The sequence below is a fragment of the Nitrospira sp. genome (genome assembly GCA_024760525.1).
Classification (GTDB): Bacteria; Nitrospirota; Nitrospiria; order Nitrospirales; family Nitrospiraceae; genus Nitrospira_D.
This window is the reverse complement of sequence record CP060499.1, coordinates 266,721-285,819: the sequence shown is the minus strand read 5'-3', so window position 1 is coordinate 285,819 and position 19,099 is coordinate 266,721. Positions and strand designations below refer to the sequence as shown.

Annotated in this window: 14 protein-coding genes; 2 read left to right on the top strand and 12 right to left on the bottom strand. The window is 56.5% G+C overall.

Features of this window, described 5'->3' with window-relative positions; genetic code table 11:
• Positions 1-27: 27 nt before the first annotated feature.
• The 3 genes from H8K04_01320 to H8K04_01310 are packed head-to-tail and all read right to left on the bottom strand — an operon-like array spanning position 28 to position 4,774.
• On the bottom strand, positions 28-1,764 hold the full coding sequence (locus H8K04_01320) for a TolC family protein (protein UVT16234.1): 1,737 nt from the start codon (positions 1,762-1,764) through the stop codon (positions 28-30).
• On the bottom strand, positions 1,653-3,200 hold the full coding sequence (locus H8K04_01315; protein ID UVT16233.1) for a TolC family protein: 1,548 nt from the start codon (positions 3,198-3,200) through the stop codon (positions 1,653-1,655). The genes H8K04_01320 and H8K04_01315 overlap by 112 nt, the downstream gene beginning before the upstream one ends.
• A gap of 23 nt (positions 3,201-3,223) precedes the next feature.
• Positions 3,224-4,774 carry a TolC family protein gene (locus H8K04_01310; protein ID UVT16232.1) on the bottom strand — a complete coding sequence of 517 codons (1,551 nt, stop codon included), beginning with the start codon at positions 4,772-4,774 and terminating at the stop codon, positions 3,224-3,226.
• A 142-nt stretch (positions 4,775-4,916) separates the two neighbouring features.
• Here H8K04_01310 and nhaR point away from each other — a divergent pair, with 142 nt between their 5' ends.
• A complete protein-coding gene (gene nhaR / locus H8K04_01305) occupies positions 4,917-5,816 on the top strand; it encodes a transcriptional activator NhaR (GenBank protein UVT16231.1) in 900 nt (299 codons plus the stop codon).
• A gap of 32 nt (positions 5,817-5,848) precedes the next feature.
• On the opposite strand, the gene H8K04_01300 is transcribed toward nhaR, so the two are convergent.
• From H8K04_01300 to H8K04_01270, 7 genes are all read right to left on the bottom strand, one after another.
• Entirely contained in the window at positions 5,849-6,550 is a 702-nt protein-coding gene (locus H8K04_01300; protein UVT17824.1) for a pseudouridine synthase, read from the bottom strand.
• Between the two features lie 46 nt (positions 6,551-6,596).
• The gene (speB, locus tag H8K04_01295) at positions 6,597-7,529 is read right to left on the bottom strand and encodes an agmatinase (protein ID UVT16230.1); all 933 of its coding nucleotides are present in this window, start codon (positions 7,527-7,529) and stop codon (positions 6,597-6,599) included.
• Positions 7,530-7,592: 63 nt separating this feature from the next.
• Positions 7,593-8,165, bottom strand: a complete 573-nt coding sequence (locus tag H8K04_01290) for an arginine decarboxylase, pyruvoyl-dependent (protein ID UVT16229.1) — start codon at positions 8,163-8,165, stop codon at positions 7,593-7,595.
• A 152-nt stretch (positions 8,166-8,317) separates the two neighbouring features.
• A complete protein-coding gene (locus tag H8K04_01285; protein UVT16228.1) occupies positions 8,318-9,772 on the bottom strand; it encodes an aldehyde dehydrogenase family protein in 1,455 nt (484 codons plus the stop codon).
• Positions 9,773-9,808: 36 nt separating this feature from the next.
• Entirely contained in the window at positions 9,809-10,081 is a 273-nt protein-coding gene (locus H8K04_01280; GenBank protein ID UVT16227.1) for a hypothetical protein, read from the bottom strand.
• 102 nt (positions 10,082-10,183) lie between these two features.
• The gene (locus tag H8K04_01275) at positions 10,184-10,816 is read right to left on the bottom strand and encodes a thioredoxin domain-containing protein (protein ID UVT16226.1); all 633 of its coding nucleotides are present in this window, start codon (positions 10,814-10,816) and stop codon (positions 10,184-10,186) included.
• On the bottom strand, positions 10,813-11,928 hold the full coding sequence (locus H8K04_01270; GenBank protein ID UVT16225.1) for a deoxyhypusine synthase family protein: 1,116 nt from the start codon (positions 11,926-11,928) through the stop codon (positions 10,813-10,815). The genes H8K04_01275 and H8K04_01270 overlap by 4 nt, the downstream gene beginning before the upstream one ends.
• A 503-nt stretch (positions 11,929-12,431) precedes the next feature.
• Here H8K04_01270 and H8K04_01265 point away from each other — a divergent pair.
• The gene (locus H8K04_01265) at positions 12,432-14,009 is read left to right on the top strand and encodes a regulator (protein ID UVT16224.1); all 1,578 of its coding nucleotides are present in this window, start codon (positions 12,432-12,434) and stop codon (positions 14,007-14,009) included.
• 322 nt (positions 14,010-14,331) lie between these two features.
• Here H8K04_01265 and H8K04_01260 read toward each other — a convergent pair whose 3' ends face one another.
• Positions 14,332-14,895, bottom strand: coding sequence for a hypothetical protein (locus H8K04_01260; GenBank protein UVT16223.1), 564 nt, complete (start codon positions 14,893-14,895; stop codon positions 14,332-14,334).
• A 328-nt stretch (positions 14,896-15,223) separates the two neighbouring features.
• On the bottom strand, positions 15,224-18,448 hold the full coding sequence (locus H8K04_01255) for a hypothetical protein (protein ID UVT16222.1): 3,225 nt from the start codon (positions 18,446-18,448) through the stop codon (positions 15,224-15,226).
• Between the last annotated feature and the right edge of the window lie 651 nt (positions 18,449-19,099).

Genomic DNA, 19,099 nt, shown 5'->3' with positions numbered 1-19,099 from the left:
GTCAGTACCAAACCCCTCCCGGAACATTTAGTCACGTCCAGGTAGTTTACGACCGGATGAGCCTGCGGCATATAATGGATCACCGTATTTGGCAAGCACACTTTCAGCCAGTGGTTTTGACAACGCCCCCCTCGCCCACAGCATCCCTCCTCGGGACACTACATAGTCGGCTTGGGCACGGTAGAGCTCGTAAGCCAATTCGACCACCGCACGCTCTCGTAGGTTGACGAACAGTACACTCGTCGCTCCCATATTGAACCGAACCCGTTCGCCCTCCTCCAACGTCTTGGCCAATCGCAGAGCCTCTGTCGAGGCTTTCACTCGGTCTCGGGCCCGCACAATCGCTGAGAGCCAGTTATCAACGTCGATCTGCACCTGTCGCTCCGTATAGGCTTGTTTCCAGGCCAATCGTTCCTGCTGTGCTTCCGCGTGAAGAACCTTCCCTCGGGCAGCCCGATTGAACAACGGCATACTGAAGAAAGTAGCCATTCGGTAGCCGACCCCTCCAACCCAATAGATAGAGCCGATCGCCGGCCCTCCCTCAACTGTGAGCTTTGGAAGCAGATTATTCTTCGCCAGTTTCAGTTCGATATTGTTCAATTTGGCTTCAATGTAGAGATCGCGCACTTCCGGCCGGTCCTCTGTGGCTGCCACCTTGAAGGCCGCTACCTCTTCCTCACTCGGCAAAGGCGTTTCCCCTTGAAAATCAGGCGCCCATTCAGGCCGAGGTGTCACAGGTTGGCCGTTCTCCCAGAGAAAGAGCGCCAGCTTATATTGCTCATACTCGACCTTCCGTTGCGCGGCAATAGCAGCCTCTCGACGCCGCTGAACTTCTTCTCGGGCTTCGACCACGTCGATCGGAGCGACCGCGCCGGCTTTGGACCTCCCCTCAACCATGCGATAACGCTCTTCCGCGACGGCTAGCGCACGCTTCACCACATCAGCTTGTTTGACGGCGACCTGCCAATCCCAGTATTGAATGGCCCCGGCGAGATAGAGATCTTGCCGTTTCTGAGCCACCTTCACCTCGGCCTGCGGCCCGGCGACCTCCGCCTGTTGAAACTGGGCAAACTCATCGTTGACCATGAATCCCCGCAGAAGATTAAACTTTCCACCGATGAGCATCATTTGCTGCGGATAGAAAAGTTGCAAGTCTTGAGGGATCGCAATCGCAGGACTCTGTACGTTACGGTCGGACGGATCCAGGGTGTTCTGGCCACTGAGCGTAGCATGGTCCCCAAAGACGTTACGGATACCGCCGAAGATTTCCCACCCCCAGGGGTGCCCGATCTTGAGAAAGGTATCGCTATAGCCGGAACTCAAGTGATTCGGTGCACCACTGGCGTTCGTCAGGTTATACGTTTGATACCGGTCGTACTCGAGCTCGTGTCGAAGTTTCGGCTCCCACACACCCAATGCTTTCAAGACCTTCGCCCGAGCCTGCGCCCGCTCCAGCCCGGTTGCCTGGAGCAGCGGATGGGTCAACTCAATCCTGGCCAGCACCTCTTCAATGGTTAGGGGAACAGTGCGAGTCGACTGAGCCTGCACAACGCTCGAGTCGATCACCGGTTCCGCCAGTGCGGTCGCTGGCACCATCATCAACGAAAACAGCAAGAGAAGGATCAAGGAAGGATGCTCCTTATGTTGCTGAATTAATCGCGTCCCGGTCGTTTGAATCCGTTCATACCCGCCGCCGTCAATGGGTTCCCGTACTTGGCCAACTCGCTTTGAGGCCACGGCTTCGACAGAGCGCCCCTCGCCCACAGCATGCCTCCACGCGACACGGCGTAGTCGGCTTGCGCCCGATACAGCTGGTAGGCCTGTTCCACCACGTTACGCTCACGGAGGTTCACAAAGAGGACGGTGGTCGAACCCATATTGAATCGGGTCCGTTCGCCCTCCTCCAGCGTTTTAGCCAACCGCAGCGCTTCGGTCGCCGCCTTCACCCGGTCTCTGGCCCGCACTTGAGCTGAGAGCCAGTTATCCACGTCGATGCTGACTTGTTGCTCGGTGTACAGCTGCTTGAAGGCCAATTGTTGCTGATCCGCTTCCGCGTACAGGACCTTCCCGCGCCCTTCTCTCTGGAACACCGGCAACGCAAACCACGATTCCATCCGATATCCGACTCCCACATTCCAGTCCGCACCGGCGTCCATTTGCCCCCCCTTAAAGTCAAACTTCGGAAGCAAATAGTTCTTGGCGAGCTTGATATCGATATTGTTTATCTTGGCATCGATGTAGAGCTCCCGCACTTCCGGCCGGTCTTCTTTGGCCTCCACTTTATAAGCCGCGACTTCCTCTTTGGTCGGGAGGGGCGTTTCTCCTTGGAATTCCGGTGCCCATTCCGGTCGCGGTGACACCGGCTCGCCGTTCTCCCAGAGATAGAGTGACAGTTTGTACTGCTCATACTCCACCTTCCGTTGGGCGGCGATGGCGGCCTCTCGCCGTCGCTGGACTTCTTGAGTGGCTTCGATCACATCGAGCGGCGACGACAGTCCCCTCTTCGCCTGACCCTCTATCTGCGTGAACCGCTCTTCGGCCACGGCCAGAGTCCGCTGCTGGACTTCATTCTGCTTCACAGCCACTTGCCAATCCCAGTACTGCACGGCGCCGGCGAGATAGAGGTCTTGCCGTTTCTGCGCCACTGCGATCTCAGCCTGCGGCCCCGCGAGTTCGGCCTTCTGGAAGTCGGCGTACTCGTCGTTCATCATGAAGCCGCGCAGCAGGTGGGCCTCCCCACCGACGATCATTTGCTGGTTATGCCAGAACAACAGGCCATCATTAGGGAGAAGGGCATGGGCGCCTTGGTTGGTGCGATCCCCAAAACCGTTGCGGATCCCGCCTTCAATCCTGAAACCCCAGGGATGCCCCATCGCGATCGTGCTGTCGTTAAATCCCCCCGTAGTCTCGTTCACGAAGGCGAGGAAATTCCAAGTCTGATACCGATCGGCCTCTGTCCTGTTGTTGAACTTCGGTTCCCAGGCCCCGAGCGCCTTCAGGATCTTCGCCCGGGCCTCTATCCGATCAACTCCAGTCGCCCGAAGCAGCGGATGAGTCAACTCAATGCGGGCGAGCACTTCACTGATGGTGAGAGGCTCCGTACGGGCGGACTGCGCTTTCAACGCGCTGGAATCGTGCACCGGTTCCGCCAGTGTCGCCACGGGAAGCAAGATCAGAATCACGAGCAATAGAGCGGCCATCGACGGATACTCCTTATGCCGGATTAATCGCGGCCCGGTTGTTTGTAGCCGTTCATCCCCGCCGCCGTCAGCGGGTTCCCGTACTTACTCAACTCGCTTTCGGCCCACGGCTTCGACAAAGCTCCCCTGGCCCACAGCATCCCTCCACGCGACACGGCGTAGTCGGCCTGCGCCCGATACAGCTGGTACGCCGATTCCACCACGTGGCGCTCACGGAGGTTCACGAATAACACGGTGGTGGCCCCCATGTTGAACCTTGTGCGCTCACCTTCTTCCAATGTCTTGGCCAACCGCAGGGCTTCCGTCGCCGCCGTCACCCGGTCTCTGGCGCGCACTTGAGCCGAGAGCCAGTTATCCACGTCGAAGCTGACTTGCTGCTCGGTATATAGCTGTTTCAACGCCAATTGTTGCTGGCTCACTTCCGCGGCCATGATCTTCCCACGCGCTTCCCGCAGGAACAGCGGCATCTCAGTGTGAATGCCGACCCGATACCCGAGTCCCACAATCCAGTCCGCGACGCCCTTGGTCGGCCCCCCCTCAAGATCCAACGTCGGGAGCAGTTTGTTCTTGGCGAGCTTGATGTCGATATTGTTTATCTTGGCCTCGATGTAGAGGTCCCGCACTTCCGGCCGTGATTCTTTCGCTTCGACTTTATAGGCCGCGACCTCGTCGTTGGTCGGGAGCGGCGTTTCGCTCTGGAATTCCGGCGCCCATTCTGGTCGCGGGGTCACCGGCTCGCCGTTCTCCCAGAGGAAGAGGGACAGCTTGTACTGCTCATACTCCACCTTCCGTTGCGCGGCAATCGCAGCCTGTTGCCGCTTCTGAACCTCTTGGTTCGCTTCGACGACATCGAGCGGCGCGACCTTCCCGCCCTTGGCCAACCCTTCGACCTGGACCAAGCGCTCTTCGGCAACGCCCAAGGCGCGCTTCACCACATCCGCTTGCTTGACGGCCACCTGCCAATCCCAGTACTGCACCGCTCCGGCTAGATAGAGATCTTGCCGCTTCTGCGCCACTTTGATCTCCGCTTGCGGCCCCGCGAGTTCGGCCTGTTGAAACTGGGCGTTCTCTTCGTTGACCATGAAGCCTCGAAGCATATGGACCGACCCACCGTAGTAGAAATGCTGCTGTTGATAGCCGGCCAGCAGATCAGGGGGATAAGCAATCCTGGAGTTGCCGCGATCGCCGAAACCGCTGCGGAGCCCGCCTTCGACCGTGATACCCCAGGGATGCCCGACCTGAACCGTGCTGTCGGCATATCCCGCATTATGTTGACTCGGAATGTCGAACGCCGTCGTGAGGTTCCAGGTGCTATAGCGTTCGTTCTGTGTATAGTTCTTGACCAACGGCTCCCAGGCCCCGAGCGCCTTGAGGATTTTCGCCCGGGCCTTCGAGCGCTCAGCTCCCATCGCCTGAAGCAGCGGATGCGTCAACTCGATGCGAGCCAGCACTTCTCCGATAGTCAGTGGAGCGGTGCGAGTCGACTGCGCTTGCACGGCACTCGAGTCGATCACCGGTTCCGCCAGTGCGGTCGTTGGCAGAAGAGTCACAATGGCCAACACCAGAGCGATCATGAGGGATGCTCCTTTCACATCAGGTGGCGGACGGCGCCCACAGTAACAATCTCCCGCTTATTTTTCAAAATAGATAAAACGGATTGGAGTTATCGGCTAATCCGATGTATAGTATCTTCCCTAATTCGAGGCCTAGGGCCATATGGATTGGCTGAACTATCACCACCTGCTGTATTTCTGGTCTGTCGCTAAGCACGGGACCGTGACCAAAGCTTGCGAGGAACTCCGCCTGGCGCAGCCCACGATCAGCGGACAGATCCATCTCTTGGAAAATACGTTGGGAGAGAAGTTATTCATCCGGTCCGGCCGCCAGCTGGCGCTGACGGAGATGGGCCAGCTCGTGTTCAAGTACGCGGAGGACATCTTCGCGACCGGTCAAGAGCTGATGAACACGGTGAAGGGGCAGGGCAATGGACATCCGACACGGCTGGTCGTCGGCATTGCGGACGCGGTGCCGAAACCGTTGGCGACTCAGCTCCTCAAATCGGCTTTGAAGCTGTATCGGCCGACGCGGTTGATCTGCAACGAGGATAAATTGCGCCAACTCCTGACCGATCTGGCCGCCCATCGTTCGGATCTGGTGATCGCCGACACACCGGCCCCGCCGGGCATCAAAGAGCACACGTACAACCACCCCTTGGGCGAATCGGGAGTCACACTGTTTGCCACGGCAAAGCTGGCCTCGCAGTATCGCCGTGGGTTTCCCCAATCGCTTCGCGACGCGCCATTACTCCTTCCTACCTCCAACGCCATGCTTCGGCGGCTATTGGACCAATGGCTGGTCAACTACGGAATGCAACCCAACATTGTGGGAGAGTTCGACGACAGCGCGACATTGAAAGCGTTCGGACAGGACGGGCATGGGATCTTTCCCGGCGCATCGGTGATCGAGAAGGAAATCTGTCGCCAATATCGAGTGCAGGTGGTCGGCCAAGCGGACGGGCTCAAACAGCACTTCTACGCCATCACCGTGGAGCGGCGGCTGAAACACCCGATTGTTCTCGCCCTTGTCCGAACCGCCCGTCGCGAATTGCTCAGTTAGCCGTCAATTGGGCTTCCACGAGAAGAAACGTGTCAGACCTGAGGCCGGCCTACCGCTCTCAGGAGTTCCTCCCGCTCCGGACTCGTGAGTTCTTTCCAACTCCCGGCACTCAGCCCGTCGACAGTAATATGCATGATCCTCGTTCGGTGCAACGTCATTACTCGATAACCTAGTGTCCGGCACATGCGCCTGATCTGCCGATTGCGTCCCTCCGTCAGAATAATGCGAAACTGATCACGCTCCACGCGCCTCGTCCGGCAGGGCTTCGTCCTGCTTCCAAGAATGACCACGCCACGCGACAGATGATCCAAGAAGGATTGGTCGAACGGACGATCGACCTGCACGAGGTACTCTCGTTCGTGTCCGAATTCGGCACGAAGAATCTCATTCACGATGTCGCCGTCGTTCGTCAGCAAGATGAGACCGGATGAATCCTTGTCCAACCGCCCGATCGGAAAAATCCGCTCCGGATGACCGATTTCAGCAATGATGTTCCGAGGAATGTGCGACTCACTTGTTGTCGTGACGCCGACCGGCTTATGGTACTTGATGTAAATACTTGCTTTGCCCCAGAGAATCACCCTGCCTTCACGAGCAATGATGTCGCCAGGCGCTACCTGGTCGCCGAGTTTGGCGACCCTGCCGTTAATCGTGATGGCGCCTGACTCGATCAATCGGTCAGCTTCGCGCCGGGAACAGATCCCGTGCTCGGTAAAGAACTTATTGATGCGGATGGTGTGATCCACGAGACGACAGGATGAATGACAAGTGATCGGATCGTTAGTGCACGCGACGTCCGGCCCTGACTCGACCCAGGATGCGATAGATCAGACGCGCGATGGAAAACTGTGGCGCCACAAACCCTTCGATTGGAGCGATCTCGCTGACATCCATCCCCACGATGCCCGGCCCGTTGGCAAGCGCCGTGACGAGATTGAGGGTATCGTACCATCCGAGACCGCCTGGTTCCGGAGTTCCAAGCGCAGGAACGATCGACGCATCCAATCCGTCGCAGTCGAACGTCAAATAGACCGGCGTTCGACAGGCGGCGACCACGTCAGGAATCCACTTTCCCGCCTTGCCTTCATACGAACCCGAAGGGTCAAGGATTGTTGCAGCAAAAAATGTCTTGATCCGGTCCGTGGCGTCAATACGTGCGATCTCTTCCTGACTGATCGATCGGATTCCCACCTGCACCAATGCTAAGCCATCTTCGACGACCCGCGCCATGACACTGGCGTGGCTGAACGGGTTACCTTGATAGGCATTCCGCAGATCGCCGTGCGCATCGATCTGGACGACCGTCATGTTAGGGTATCGTTTCGCGTGGGCTCGAATGGCTCCCAGCGCACCAGTGTGTTCACCCGTCAGCGTGACCAAAAACCGCCCGGCTCCAACGTGCGGTGAGACAAACGCTTCGATCGCATCGACGGCGGCACGATCGACCTTCCCCTTGAGATCCAAGGGCGACGCCGTCGCGATCCCGCCCCATTCTTGATAGGGCTCAAACCGCAGCTGTTCGTCGTAGAATTCAACCTGACTCGAAGCTTCCAGGATGGCGGATGGGCCGCGGTCTGATCCCTGAATGTAACTGGAGGTGTGTTCGTAGGGAGCCGGCAGCACGTAGACGCCGGCTTGGTCCGGATGACACCAGGGTTCGTCGATCCCCAGGAAATTGTGCTCCGGCCCCTCCCAACCCGAGGGAAGCGTCATGCGTTCTTCTCTTCCCTTACCCGGCGGCTACGGCTGACCAATACAGCCAAGACCGACAGGTCGTTACTTGCGAGAGCGGTTGGGCACATTCTCAGCCGGAATGAAGACCGCCAGCGCGATGACCGTTGTCCACTTCCCCTTCTTGCCGACTGCCGACTGGGTGATATTCAGCGTTCGCACGATTTTTCCGCCCATCTTGAACACCTGTTCGCGCTCTTTCCAGGCGACATTCGGATCGAATTCAACTCCTAACGTCGTCGCCAGCATTTGTGCGGCGAGATCTTCCGTATACTCCCCGGTTTCCTCATCCGTCTCACCGTGAGCATGATGCTCTGAGAGATACCCATAGGTACCTCGATCAGTGGGTTTGGCGAGGCCGACCGAAGCCGAAACCAGTTGGTTTCGTTCGTTGGTCTCGGAGCGGGCCATGACGCAAAACGTAATCTCTCCGGGTTTCAACAGCTTTTCACCGCGCTTTCGGGGGATGATTTTACAATTCGGTGGAAGGATGGAAGAGACGCTGACGAGGTTGCAATAGGCCACACCGGCGCTACGCAACGCTTCTTCGAAGGAGGCCAATTTTTCTTTGTGGACCCCCACCCCTCTCGTTAAAAACATATGCGTAGGTACCATCATCTCCCCTTTCGTCTGGTAAGCGAGCGTTCTGGTTGTTCGGAGGTTGTTTGGTGACGTGTTGCAAAGCGGCCAGCCAGACAAACAAACCGGACCAGATCATCACAGTATCGGGCGCCTGTTGTAGCAAGATTGGACTGGCTTCGCAATATCTTCTAGACACTTTTTTCGGGTTGGCCCGACGGCTCTTTGAGGTTCATGATCAACAACCGCGGCTCCGTCATATCTTCAATCGCCGCGCGAACACCCTCTCGCCCTAATCCGGAATCTTTGACGCCTCCATAGGGCATATGATCCGCTCGAAACGTGGGAATTTCATTCGCCAAGACGGCGCCGACTTCCACATGACGGAAGGCGTAAAAAACCTTGTTGATGTCCTGCGTGAAAATGCCGGCCTGCAACCCGAAATCGGATTGATTCAGCAGTGCCACGGCTTCGCTCAATTGACGATACGGAGTGACGGTGACGACCGGTCCAAACACCTCGTTGCACGAGACCTTCATGTCGAGCTTCACATTCGACAGTACCGTCGCCTCCATCAAGGAGCCCATCCGCTTGCCTCCCAACAGGACGCGCGCCCCTTCTGTCACAGCTTCGCCGATCCAACTTTCCACCCGTTGGGCGGCCGCGTGGTCGATGAGAGGGCCGATGCTCGTCGTCTCGTCGTTCGGATCTCCGGTCTTTAACCGGGCGACATGCATGAGGAGCTTGGTCGTAAACAAATCGGCGATCGAATGGTGAACGAAGATTCGTTGCACCGAAATACACGTCTGGCCGGCGTACCCAAATCCTCCGGCGGCGCAACGCTGTGCCGCAAGTTCAATGTCGGCATCCGGCTCGATCACAACGCCGGCGTTGCCGCCGAGCTCCAGTGTTATTTTTTTCTTCCCGCACTTTGCCTTCAACATCCATCCGACCGAGGCGCTTCCCGTGAAACTGAGCAACTTGAACCGCGGATCCACGACCATCCGCTCGGCAAGAACATTGTCGCACGGCACCACATTGAGCCCGCCCGCAGGAAGTCCCGCCTCCATCGCAACCTCGCCAAGGAGGAGGGCGGTTAAAGGAGTTTGCGGAGCCGGTTTGATCAGAATTGAATTGCCGGAAGCCAGCGCCGGCGCCACTTTGTGCGCCACAAGATTCAGCGGAAAGTTGAACGGAGTAATGCCGAGAACGGGACCAATCGGAAAACGGCGCAGCACACCCAAATGCGTATCGAAGCCGGGCGTCCAATCCAGGGGCACAACCTCACCCGCGATACGCCTCGCTTCTTCGGCTGCGACGGTAAAAGTCTGCACCGCCCGGCTGACTTCACGCTTGGCATCGGAGATCGGCTTGCCCGCCTCCATGGTGATCGTCCGGGCAAACTCGTCTCGGCGTCGATAAATCAGCGCGGCGATCTGTTGGAGAATATGATATCGGGCATGCGACGGGAGTTGCCCCATGGTCGCAGCCGCACTGTAGGTGGATGCAATGGCCTGGTCCACATCGGCCTCCGTCGCCTGGGCGACCTCGGCGATGAGCTGTCCGGTGAACGGATCAACGACAGAGGCCGCGGCCTCGCCGTGCTTCCATTGACCGTGAACCAGAAACGGACGTGATTCCTGCACTGGAAGACTCGCTGGAGTCCATGACAGATGTTAGTATTAATCCGCCGCTTCGACCGGAGCAGCGGATTGAACGGTAGGCTGGGAAGAGGCGGCCGTCTCTTGCGCGGTCACGGCCTTCGCAATCAGCTCCTCTGTGCCCCAATCACGAATGGCTTCCAAGGTAAACCCTTCGTAGGTTGAAACGCCGTGACAGGACGGACAATCCGGCATCGGAACTTTTCTGTAGAAGACTTCCGTCAGGCACGACATACACACCCAGAAGTCATCGTCGCGATGGGAGACGGGCCAGAACGATTGCGTCGAAGTCATAAGCCACCTTACCTTTGATTACGAACAGGACTCAGGACCGAGGGACTTCTACCTACCTTATCATTAATACCCACCCATTTACCCGTCGCCGGCGCCATCTTCCTACTGCTGAACACTTGCCAGAAGCCGGTCAATCTCTTCCGCGAACATCTCGAATGGAAACGCTCCGGGGATCGCGACGGCCGGCTCTTTGTCCGTCGGCTCACTGGCCGTTTTCATGAGAATGAAGCCCGGAGTTCCATGAAACCCCCACCGATTGGCCTCCTGCCGATCTTCAAAGATCGATTTGCTGTATCGCCCGTCCTTCACGCACCGTTCAAACGCGGACTGATCAAGACCGAGTGCCGCTGTATGCCGGAGATAGACGTCCTTGTCGAGTCGGCCTCTTTCGGCAAACAAGCGGTCGTGCATCGCCCAGTATTTTCCCTGCGCGCCGGCACAGCGCGCCGCCGTGGCGGCGTCAACACCCGGGCCCTGATCCGCACGAGGGAAATCTCGATAGACGAATCGCACTTTCCCGGTATCCACATAGCGGGCCTGGATGCGCGGCCACGTATCCTTGAAAAATTTCAAGCAATATCCGCATGTGAAGTCTGAGTATTCGATCAACGTCACAGGCGCATTCGCTTGTCCCCTCATCCGAACATCGGCCTCAAGCGAATCCCCGGCAAAGACAACGGAGCACCACAAGAGGCCACCGCAAATGATAGACTGAATCAATCGTCGCCCCATCATCGATCGCCCACCCGATCCACAGCCCCGGCTTTCTTTTTCTCCAAAATCCCCATCATCAACAGGGGCCATACCACCGTCGCATCGCTCAACACTTCAGCGAATCGTCCCCCGTCATTCGGTGTGACGAATTTTCCCCAAGAAAGCCCTTCTTGATACGTGCAGCCGCTGAGACCACCCCAATAGTCCGGCTCTGGACAAATTCTCACTCCGTAATGGAATCGCGGGGGTTTCACGGTGAGCCCCAAACGAAGATTGCCGATTTCGATGTAGGGTCCGACCTGTTGAGCCCAGTTCCGTGGGACGCCCCCTCCGATCGTAAAAATTCCGAGTCGTTTGGCCGAAAGAACATGGTCCGCATAGCTATTGAGATCGAGATAGGGATTGAACGACGGGCAAGATTGATGAATGGCTCGCAAGACGGCCAAGTCACCTCCTTGTCCTGCACGTGATCGTGCCCGATCAACTTCCCGCGCCATCGCCCACGTTCCCACGTCGAGTCCTACCTCTGAATCGGTGAACGCAGGAATAAACACGGGCACCTTTTTCAGGTAAGCGCTTTTCAGGATTCCGTCGCCGCCGAATTCCTCCGCCAACGTCTTGCCGAGTTCCCTTGTCAGGGTTTCTGATGAAAGCGGCCGATCGTGATCGAGACGTTTCAACGTCTGGGTCACCACCTGCTCGACATAATTCAGGTTCGCTTCCATTTCCAGCGTATCGTAGACGCGATTGTACCCCTTCCTAAAGAGCTCTTCGTCACTCATCGACGGGTCATGCCGGTAATGCGTCTTGCCGACCGATTCACTGAGGCCGTGAGCCATCAGCGCTCCGGTCGAGATGATGCATTGCACCATTCCTTCATCGATCATCTTCGTGATGATCTTCCCCATCTTGGCGATCGTCATCGCACCGGACAACGTCATGACGACGTGGCAGTCAGGGTCCTCGATCATTGCCCGGAGTACGTCGAACGCTTTGCCGAGATGCCGTCCCCCGAAGGCGGTCTTGCCCATGGCTTCGAGCAAATCGGTGAACGAGGTGATCTTGTCGGGATCAAGCGGTTCAAGCGCTTCCAACCCGTCACTGGCACCATCATGAAACTCGCGCGTTGCCATACCTCTGCCCTCGGAAAGGAACCGCTTACTAACCGCTTTTGTTTATACACAACCGTGAATAGAGGCGTCAATGAAAGGTTCGCTCGTCCGGCGGCTTGCATACGCGCACGGAAGTTGAGTGCGCAGTCTCTTCCGAATTGAAACTTAGTTGTCGTCATGTAGTAGCAAGCAATGGCTCGATGGTCGGTATGACGTGTGCGGCCAAGAATTCTTACCCTGGCCTTTCTCTAGCCTTTCTGATGGGCGAGACCTATAATCCGGTTTCCCCTCAGTAGAGACAGCCCTGACAAGGCTGCGAACGTTCGCATCGTCCTGCATGCAATGGAGCCATTGAGCAGCACCGATGCACCACGACCACCGATCCCCGATTCTTTCCGAACTCCAACATCGACGGATTCCGAGCCGGCGATCGTCAGGACACTTTTTGCGATGTCGACGCCAAGCGCATACCACACCATCACGCGCACGCCACAGGTGCGGCGCAATGTGAGGAGGAGGCGACTATGACCGCGAGCAAGCCTGCCATCTGGGTACCCGGAGACTGGAACGCCTTGTTCGGATTCGGCACCAATATCTTGCTCAATCTGCTGGTCCTCACCGGCCTGCTGCGATTTGTGCTGAAGATGCCGGACAACCTCGTCTTCGGCCGCATTCTTCCGGCCTGCGGTCTAATGCTGTTCATGAGTACCATGTACTACGCATGGCTCGCGTATCAACTAGCCAAGACAACCGGACGCAACGATGTCACCGCCCTCCCCTCAGGCACCAGTGTGCCACATATGTTCGTGGTGGTATTCGTGATCATGCTGCCGATTGCCCTGCAAACCGGCGATCCGATCAAGGGATGGGAAGCAGGCCTGACCTGGGTGTTCGTTCAGAGCTTCGTGCTCATGATCGGCGGCTTCATTGCACCATGGATCCGCAAAGTCACACCCCGCGCAGCACTGCTCGGGACACTGGCCGGTGTTTCCATTGCGTTCATTTCCATGCGTCCGGCTCTGGAAATGTTCATGACGCCGCTGATCGGGCTTATCTGCTTCGCAATCATCCTCGTCAGCTGGCTGGGCGGAGTGCGTTACTTCAAGGGCATCCCGGCGGGGCTGGTGGCCATTGCTTTCGGCACCCTGATTGCGTGGGGCTCCACTGCGTTGGGTCTGAACTATGGCGGGATGACCCTAGACAAGTTGGTCGGCTCCTTCTCGAATTTTGGTTTTTCGGTTCCAATACCCTCACTCGGTCACGTATTTGCCGGTTTTGAATATCTGGGCATCATCTTGGTCACCGCCATCCCGTTCGGGATCTACGATCTGGTGGAAGCCGTCGACAATGTCGAAAGTGCCGCCGCAGCCGGCGACAGTTTTCCGACCACGCGCGTACTCACCGCCGACGGCATCATCAGCCTGATCGGCTGCCTGATGGGCAATCCGTTCATCCTCGCCGTCTACATCGGCCAGCCGGGCTGGAAAGCGATCGGCGGTCGCATCGGCTATTCAGCAGCAACCGGCATGCTGGTCATCGTGTTGGCATGGTTCGGCATCATTTCAGTCATGATGGCACTCATCCCGGTTGTAGCTATCGCGCCGATCCTGCTCTACATCGGCATGCTGATCGGCTCGCAAGCCTTCCTGGAAACGCCGCGCACTCACGCGCCGGCCATCATCCTCGGGCTGGTCCCGCATGTCGCCGCATGGGGCAAACTGCAGATTGAAGGCGCGCTGGGTGCCGCCGGTACCAATGTTGCCGCCGTCGGACTCGACAAACTCGGTCAGGTCGGCGTCCTCTACCACGGGCTACAGGTCATCGGCGGTGGCGCGATTCTCGGCGGGCTGGTGCTGACATCGATCGCCGTGTTCGTGATCGACCGATCATTTCACAAGGCAGGCGTGTTTGCCCTCGTTGGTGCCGTGTTCACATTCTTCGGATTCATGCATGGGGAGGCGATCGGCTTCGCTCAATCACCGGTTGTCGCCCTCGCCTATTTGGGTGTCGCAGGCGTCATGTTCGGGTGTGCACAATACGCGACCACCGAACCACCGGCCGTCGAAGCGCATCCGCACAGCGCCGTTGTTCAAGCTGGTTGAGAAGATTCCATCAAGAGACGCACGGCACGAGCAAGTTTGGTGTGGAACATGTAGCCGGTGGGTTGAAGACTCTATCCGGCGCCGTCAATTACGATACGTCGGGAATTAGGCGCCGGCTCAACTGAAGTGCTGTGTGGAAGGAGAAAACACTAGATGAGTTTATCCGCGGCAGCCAAGTTCGATAAAGCCATAAAGAGGACGCGGCACGAGCGAGCTTGGTTGGGTCCACAACGGGATTCGAACCTGTACTGACCTCGACGAGGACTTCGCCAGTTTGTTATCGCTGGTTTCGCCAATTTTCCCCACGTCGGGACCCGGTTCTTCATTTTCTAGTCTGCAACTCCACGTTGACGAGTTGTATTTCTGAGAGATCCGAGAGCCGGGGACACCAACGTGTGCCGGCGCGCCACAAGGCCGAGTCCAGTTGGTCGTAGATCGTCCCTGGGTGCTCATAGTGGATGCCATAGGCATGTGTGGCCGCCTTACGACACGGAAATACGAACGACTTATCCGCGTCGTTCAGGTCGACCTCGAACCGGGTCACCATCAGATCAAATGTGAGCTTAATCTTGAACCAACAATGCGCATGATGGTCGTCGACCTGCATCGATTGCTGATAGCACTGCAACACATCACGGACGGTCGCCATGGTCAACGACGCGTTTCCCGAGAAGACCTCGGCTCGCTTGTCGAGCACCAAGGCCTTGGCCAGGGACAAGGCATGTCCGACTTGAATCGGGTTCATGAGGTCGAAAGCCGACTCATAAATGATGATGTTGGGATGCACCTTGAATTCGCGTAGGGTTCCCCGCTTGGCCAACTCGAGGTTCCAATAAAAGTCCACGGCCTGGGACTGGCGGAAGCGAAAGGTCACGAGGTTCATCATTCAACCCCCGTCACTAAGATTAACGATACCTGGAACCTTCAGGAAGGTACTCGGTCACGGTTAACCTACACCACCTTCTGCAACATTTTCAGCTCCCTCTTTGAGGGAAGCCTGACCCTTGCCAGGTCTTCGGGGAAAGGAAAGGGTGGTGGTCCCAACGGGATTCGAACCCGTGTTTAAATTCGACGACGACTTCGCCCTTTATTATCGACCGGTTCAACGAATTTATTCAAGTCAGAAACGGGTGCGACTAAAACATGAAGAGCTTGTCTAGAACAGCCGAAAAGATGCACCCTCACGGGGACACCTTATTACCATTCCGTACAGTTCATGATTGGGGAAGTCGTTTATCCAGATCTCGAAACGCACCGGCTTCACGCCATAACTGTCGGTTACCAACGACATAGATGACTTCCTTTGCACGAGTAACAGCCACATTTAGCAGGTTTGGCCGTCCGCCAGCCCAGCCGCGGGCCCCGGTTTGTGCCGGATAGGGAGCACCCAAAACGAGAATTACCGCCTCAGCTTCTCGACCCTGCACCGTATGTACTGTACCGATTCGCTCGTTTATCCAATGCCAAGGGTCCTCTTCAACCCAGCCGTTGAGCAATCCGCTATCATGTACTGTTTGACGCAAACGATCCGCAACAATACGGAAAGGCGTAATGAGATAGAGATCTGGCTTCACGCGAACTGCAGCTATTTCACGCAGCAGGCGCAGCACCTCGTCGCCCTCTTCTCGACACCATTTGTCCTCACCACTCCCTTCGACGTGAATCCATCTGGAAGGGCCAAGCACATCTCTGATGGGAGATGGTTTGGGCGATTTCGCGGACACCATCATGCCAGAATAGGCTACCGCGTTAGAGATCCCAAACATTGGTTCGGAGCATCGCCGATGTACCAGCAACGGCACACCTACACTTCGACTGCTGATTCTGGTGGCAAACTCACTCGTGTACGTGGATGCAGCGTCAGCAAGAGTCTGCACCGAAGCTGCTGGAGCAGCATACAGGTCTGGGTCCACACCAAAACGAAGGCATATAGCCTCCGTTAACGTTCTAGGCAACATGACCACCGGCTCAATCTGTACGGGATCACCCACAATGACAGCTCGGCGACTTCGCAAGAGCGCGCCCACAGCTGCTTGTGGTAAAGCCTGACCTGCCTCGTCCACAAGTAGCCATCCGAGGCTTTCAAGAGGCAGTTTGCCCAGCATTCGGTTGACGGAAGCAAAGGTCGTCGAGATCAACGGCACCACGAGGAAGAGAGAGGCCCATAAGTCCGGCAACAACGCTTGTTTTCCGACACCCGGCAACATCTGCTTCGTGAACGCGTTCATCAGGGCACCGAGGTTGTGACGCAAAGGCTTCGCTGCTGCATCGATGAAAGCGCGGTGCAGTGCTATAGCGGCTATGAAGACCTCGTCGCGTAGCCGTTGGGCCTCAGGTGGGAACCATGGTGTCATCTGGTGCTGCCTATCGCGATCCAATTTAAAGAATGCATCATCCGTGAAAACGACCCCGTACTTCTGATGAGCATCAGCGAGCCGCTGTTTTGCTTGCCGATGCTGGGCGCAGGCGGCTTGCCATACGGTTTCGGTTTTCTCCCGATCGAGTACTGCGCGCTCAAGTTCATTCTCAACGCGACGGCGGTCTGTCGAGGCTTTGGTACGCTGCGCCTCTGCCCTTCGATGATTGGAACGGAGAGCATCTTGCGTGTGCACCCATTCCCGCGCAGTGCGGGTTCGGAACAACCGCGCCCAGAATCCGGGCCTTACTAAGCCATGTGCCTGAAGTTCTAGATCCGAATGTTGAAGTTCGCGCGATGTTTCTGCTTCTGCCTGCCGCGCAATGAGCAATGCTGACTCCAGTCGTCTGGCATTTTCTATGGCAAGGTCGCGCCTAGCCACTGCATCAGCTTCGGCCTGCGCAAGAACTGGCAGTCGCCCTAAGTCGCTACGAAGTTCCTCTAACCATGTTTGCCACTTTCGGCTCTTATCCAGCGCACTCATGAATTGCTTTCGTGCGCTCCTCCATCGTTCAAGTGCTTCCTCACGAGTCGATGGCGGCTTTTCCACTTTGACTATGTGGGGTGCTCGTCGCTCAACGAGCCCTGTGTCCTCATTGGTTACTTCCACCTCTCTGATCGAACCGGCTGCAGCGCACAGGTAGCTATTTAGTCCATTATCATCGTCCCACCAGAATGTTTGTTTGAATCGACTGCGATTGTGCGCATTACCCAGTACCGCAGCGATAGTCCCCCATGTCTCAGTTTGATGGAGTGTGTCAGACAGCGTCTTAAAGTAGCGCAGATCTAGAGCGTCACTAGCGATAGCTTTAAGTCCAGGAATCTCTGCACTCACATTTTCCACAGCTTTATTGTTCGATGATGCGATTACCATTTCGAAGCCGCACAGAGATTGATTCAAACGATATAGGTGAATCCAGCCGTCACCCGCTCTGAGCTTTTCGCCGGAATGCTCGAACGCCTCCTCAGGGTCGTTGAACTTCGCCATCATCTCTGCTCTCTCGGTTACTACGCAGGCGACTAGGTCTCGAAGTAACGTGGTTTTTCCAGTTCCAGGCGGTCCATTGACGCCAAGGAGTTTTCCAGTCTTCGCTTCATTAAATGCCAAGTTCACAGCAGCTTGCTGGAGTAAGACGAGGGGATAGCGGTCAGGTCCAGGCCAGCGCGCCAATGGGGTGAGTTTAGGACTCACAGCCTCTGCCAAGGCAGTGGTGTTACACAACAAATCCCGCCGGTTTTGCGGACGCTCAATACCGAGATAGCACCGGAGGTTCCGTGTTGCCTTACCTTCTGAGAATAGCTGCCGAGCAAGCGCAAGATCTTCGAGGAAGAAGCTATTCAACAGCAGTGGTTCTGGAGGATTCGGGTCCTTGAAATAGGCATAGGAACGAACAGCAAATTCCGGTGGCTCGACCCATTCACGCGGTAATCCAAACTCCTGGACAAGCGCATTATAAACGGAAAACAATACCGCTCGCGTAACTGGACGCTTTCTCAGTTCGTCTTCGTCTTCGTCTTCATCCCTCACTCCCACGCCGAGAAGCATCTTTTCAATCTTCGCCACCAGCTTTGGTTCAAGATCTGGCCACCCTGCCAGATCTGCCAACTCGCCCTTCAACGCAGACATTACGCCCCAACCGAAACTCGAAATACTGACAGCAGGCGACTCAACTAGTTGTCCTTGACGGTTAACCACGACGACGGCGAGTACGGCCTTGCCCGTTGCGCTTTTCTTCTCCAGATCCGCGTCGGCATATCGCTCAACGAGACGCTCCACCGCAGGCTCCATTTTTACAGAACCAAGGACGACCTGATAATAAAGACGGTAGTTTGGTCGTGACTTTTCGCCTCGTTCCCACGGAAGCGGAGAGTCGTTCAGCAATGTGACACGCCTTCGATCACCGCTGGCCAAGTCTTCAGGTCGGATATAGGACGGCGGTGATAGGACTTCTAAAGCCGTCCATGCCGAAAGAACTTCCTCTGGTCGGTTAGTAATAGGCAGCAGGGGTGGTTGTTTCTCCATCCTCGGCTCTGTTCGTGAAGTTACGCTCGCAGAAATAGTTCTGTCAGGTTGTATCTGCGGGGAAGGCAATGCCTGTTCCTCATACATGCGAGAGACTGGAGGGGGTTGGTGTGATGGAACACGTGGGGGCTCCTGTGAGGTTACTTTCTGTGCCCCCTTCCTCAAGACCGCAAGTCGGTCCGCGACCCGATTCCGTAACCTAGCTGCACGATCCGTTGTTCTATGATTCAGCTCGTCCTGTAATGCCTGAAGGATGTCGATGCTGTCGTTCTGATCCTTGAACAACACCTCTAATTCTTGTATTGAGGACCGAAAATATTTTCTTGCCATAAATCAGTGGGCTACAGCTTGAGCGCGAAGCGAATGGCATCTTTGACCTTCGCCATGGTTGCAGCGGGTGGCTGGCCCTGTTTTCGTTCAAGCCTCGGATTCTAACTCGGCTGCTTAAATTCGACGATGCCCTAAACTCCTCATTGATAACGTACGATTTCCCGTCGAAATCCTACCCTACAATTCCAGGAATGGCGATCGATTTTTAGAGCAAATTGACATATCCTCGGGCCGTTACAAAAACAAATGGTTCTAAATCAGAGAACGACAGCTACGGATGAAAGATTGGATCATACAAGAATTCTTAAATAATCCATGACT

Bases quoted from the DNA above. Each gene is read 5' to 3' on its own strand.
- nhaR (UVT16231.1), top strand. From the start codon at position 4,917: ATGGATTGGCTGAACTATCACCACCTGCTGTATTTCTGGTCTGTCGCT.
- H8K04_01280 (UVT16227.1), bottom strand. From the start codon at position 10,081: ATGACTTCGACGCAATCGTTCTGGCCCGTCTCCCATCGCGACGATGAC.
- H8K04_01270 (UVT16225.1), bottom strand. From the start codon at position 11,928: ATGGCAACGCGCGAGTTTCATGATGGTGCCAGTGACGGGTTGGAAGCG.
- speB (UVT16230.1), bottom strand. From the start codon at position 7,529: ATGACGCTTCCCTCGGGTTGGGAGGGGCCGGAGCACAATTTCCTGGGG.
- H8K04_01290 (UVT16229.1), bottom strand. From the start codon at position 8,165: ATGATGGTACCTACGCATATGTTTTTAACGAGAGGGGTGGGGGTCCAC.
- H8K04_01315 (UVT16233.1), bottom strand. From the start codon at position 3,200: ATGGCCGCTCTATTGCTCGTGATTCTGATCTTGCTTCCCGTGGCGACA.
- H8K04_01275 (UVT16226.1), bottom strand. From the start codon at position 10,816: ATGATGGGGCGACGATTGATTCAGTCTATCATTTGCGGTGGCCTCTTG.
- H8K04_01310 (UVT16232.1), bottom strand. From the start codon at position 4,774: ATGATCGCTCTGGTGTTGGCCATTGTGACTCTTCTGCCAACGACCGCA.
- H8K04_01255 (UVT16222.1), bottom strand. From the start codon at position 18,448: ATGGAGAAACAACCACCCCTGCTGCCTATTACTAACCGACCAGAGGAA.
- H8K04_01265 (UVT16224.1), top strand. From the start codon at position 12,432: ATGACCGCGAGCAAGCCTGCCATCTGGGTACCCGGAGACTGGAACGCC.
- H8K04_01260 (UVT16223.1), bottom strand. From the start codon at position 14,895: ATGATGAACCTCGTGACCTTTCGCTTCCGCCAGTCCCAGGCCGTGGAC.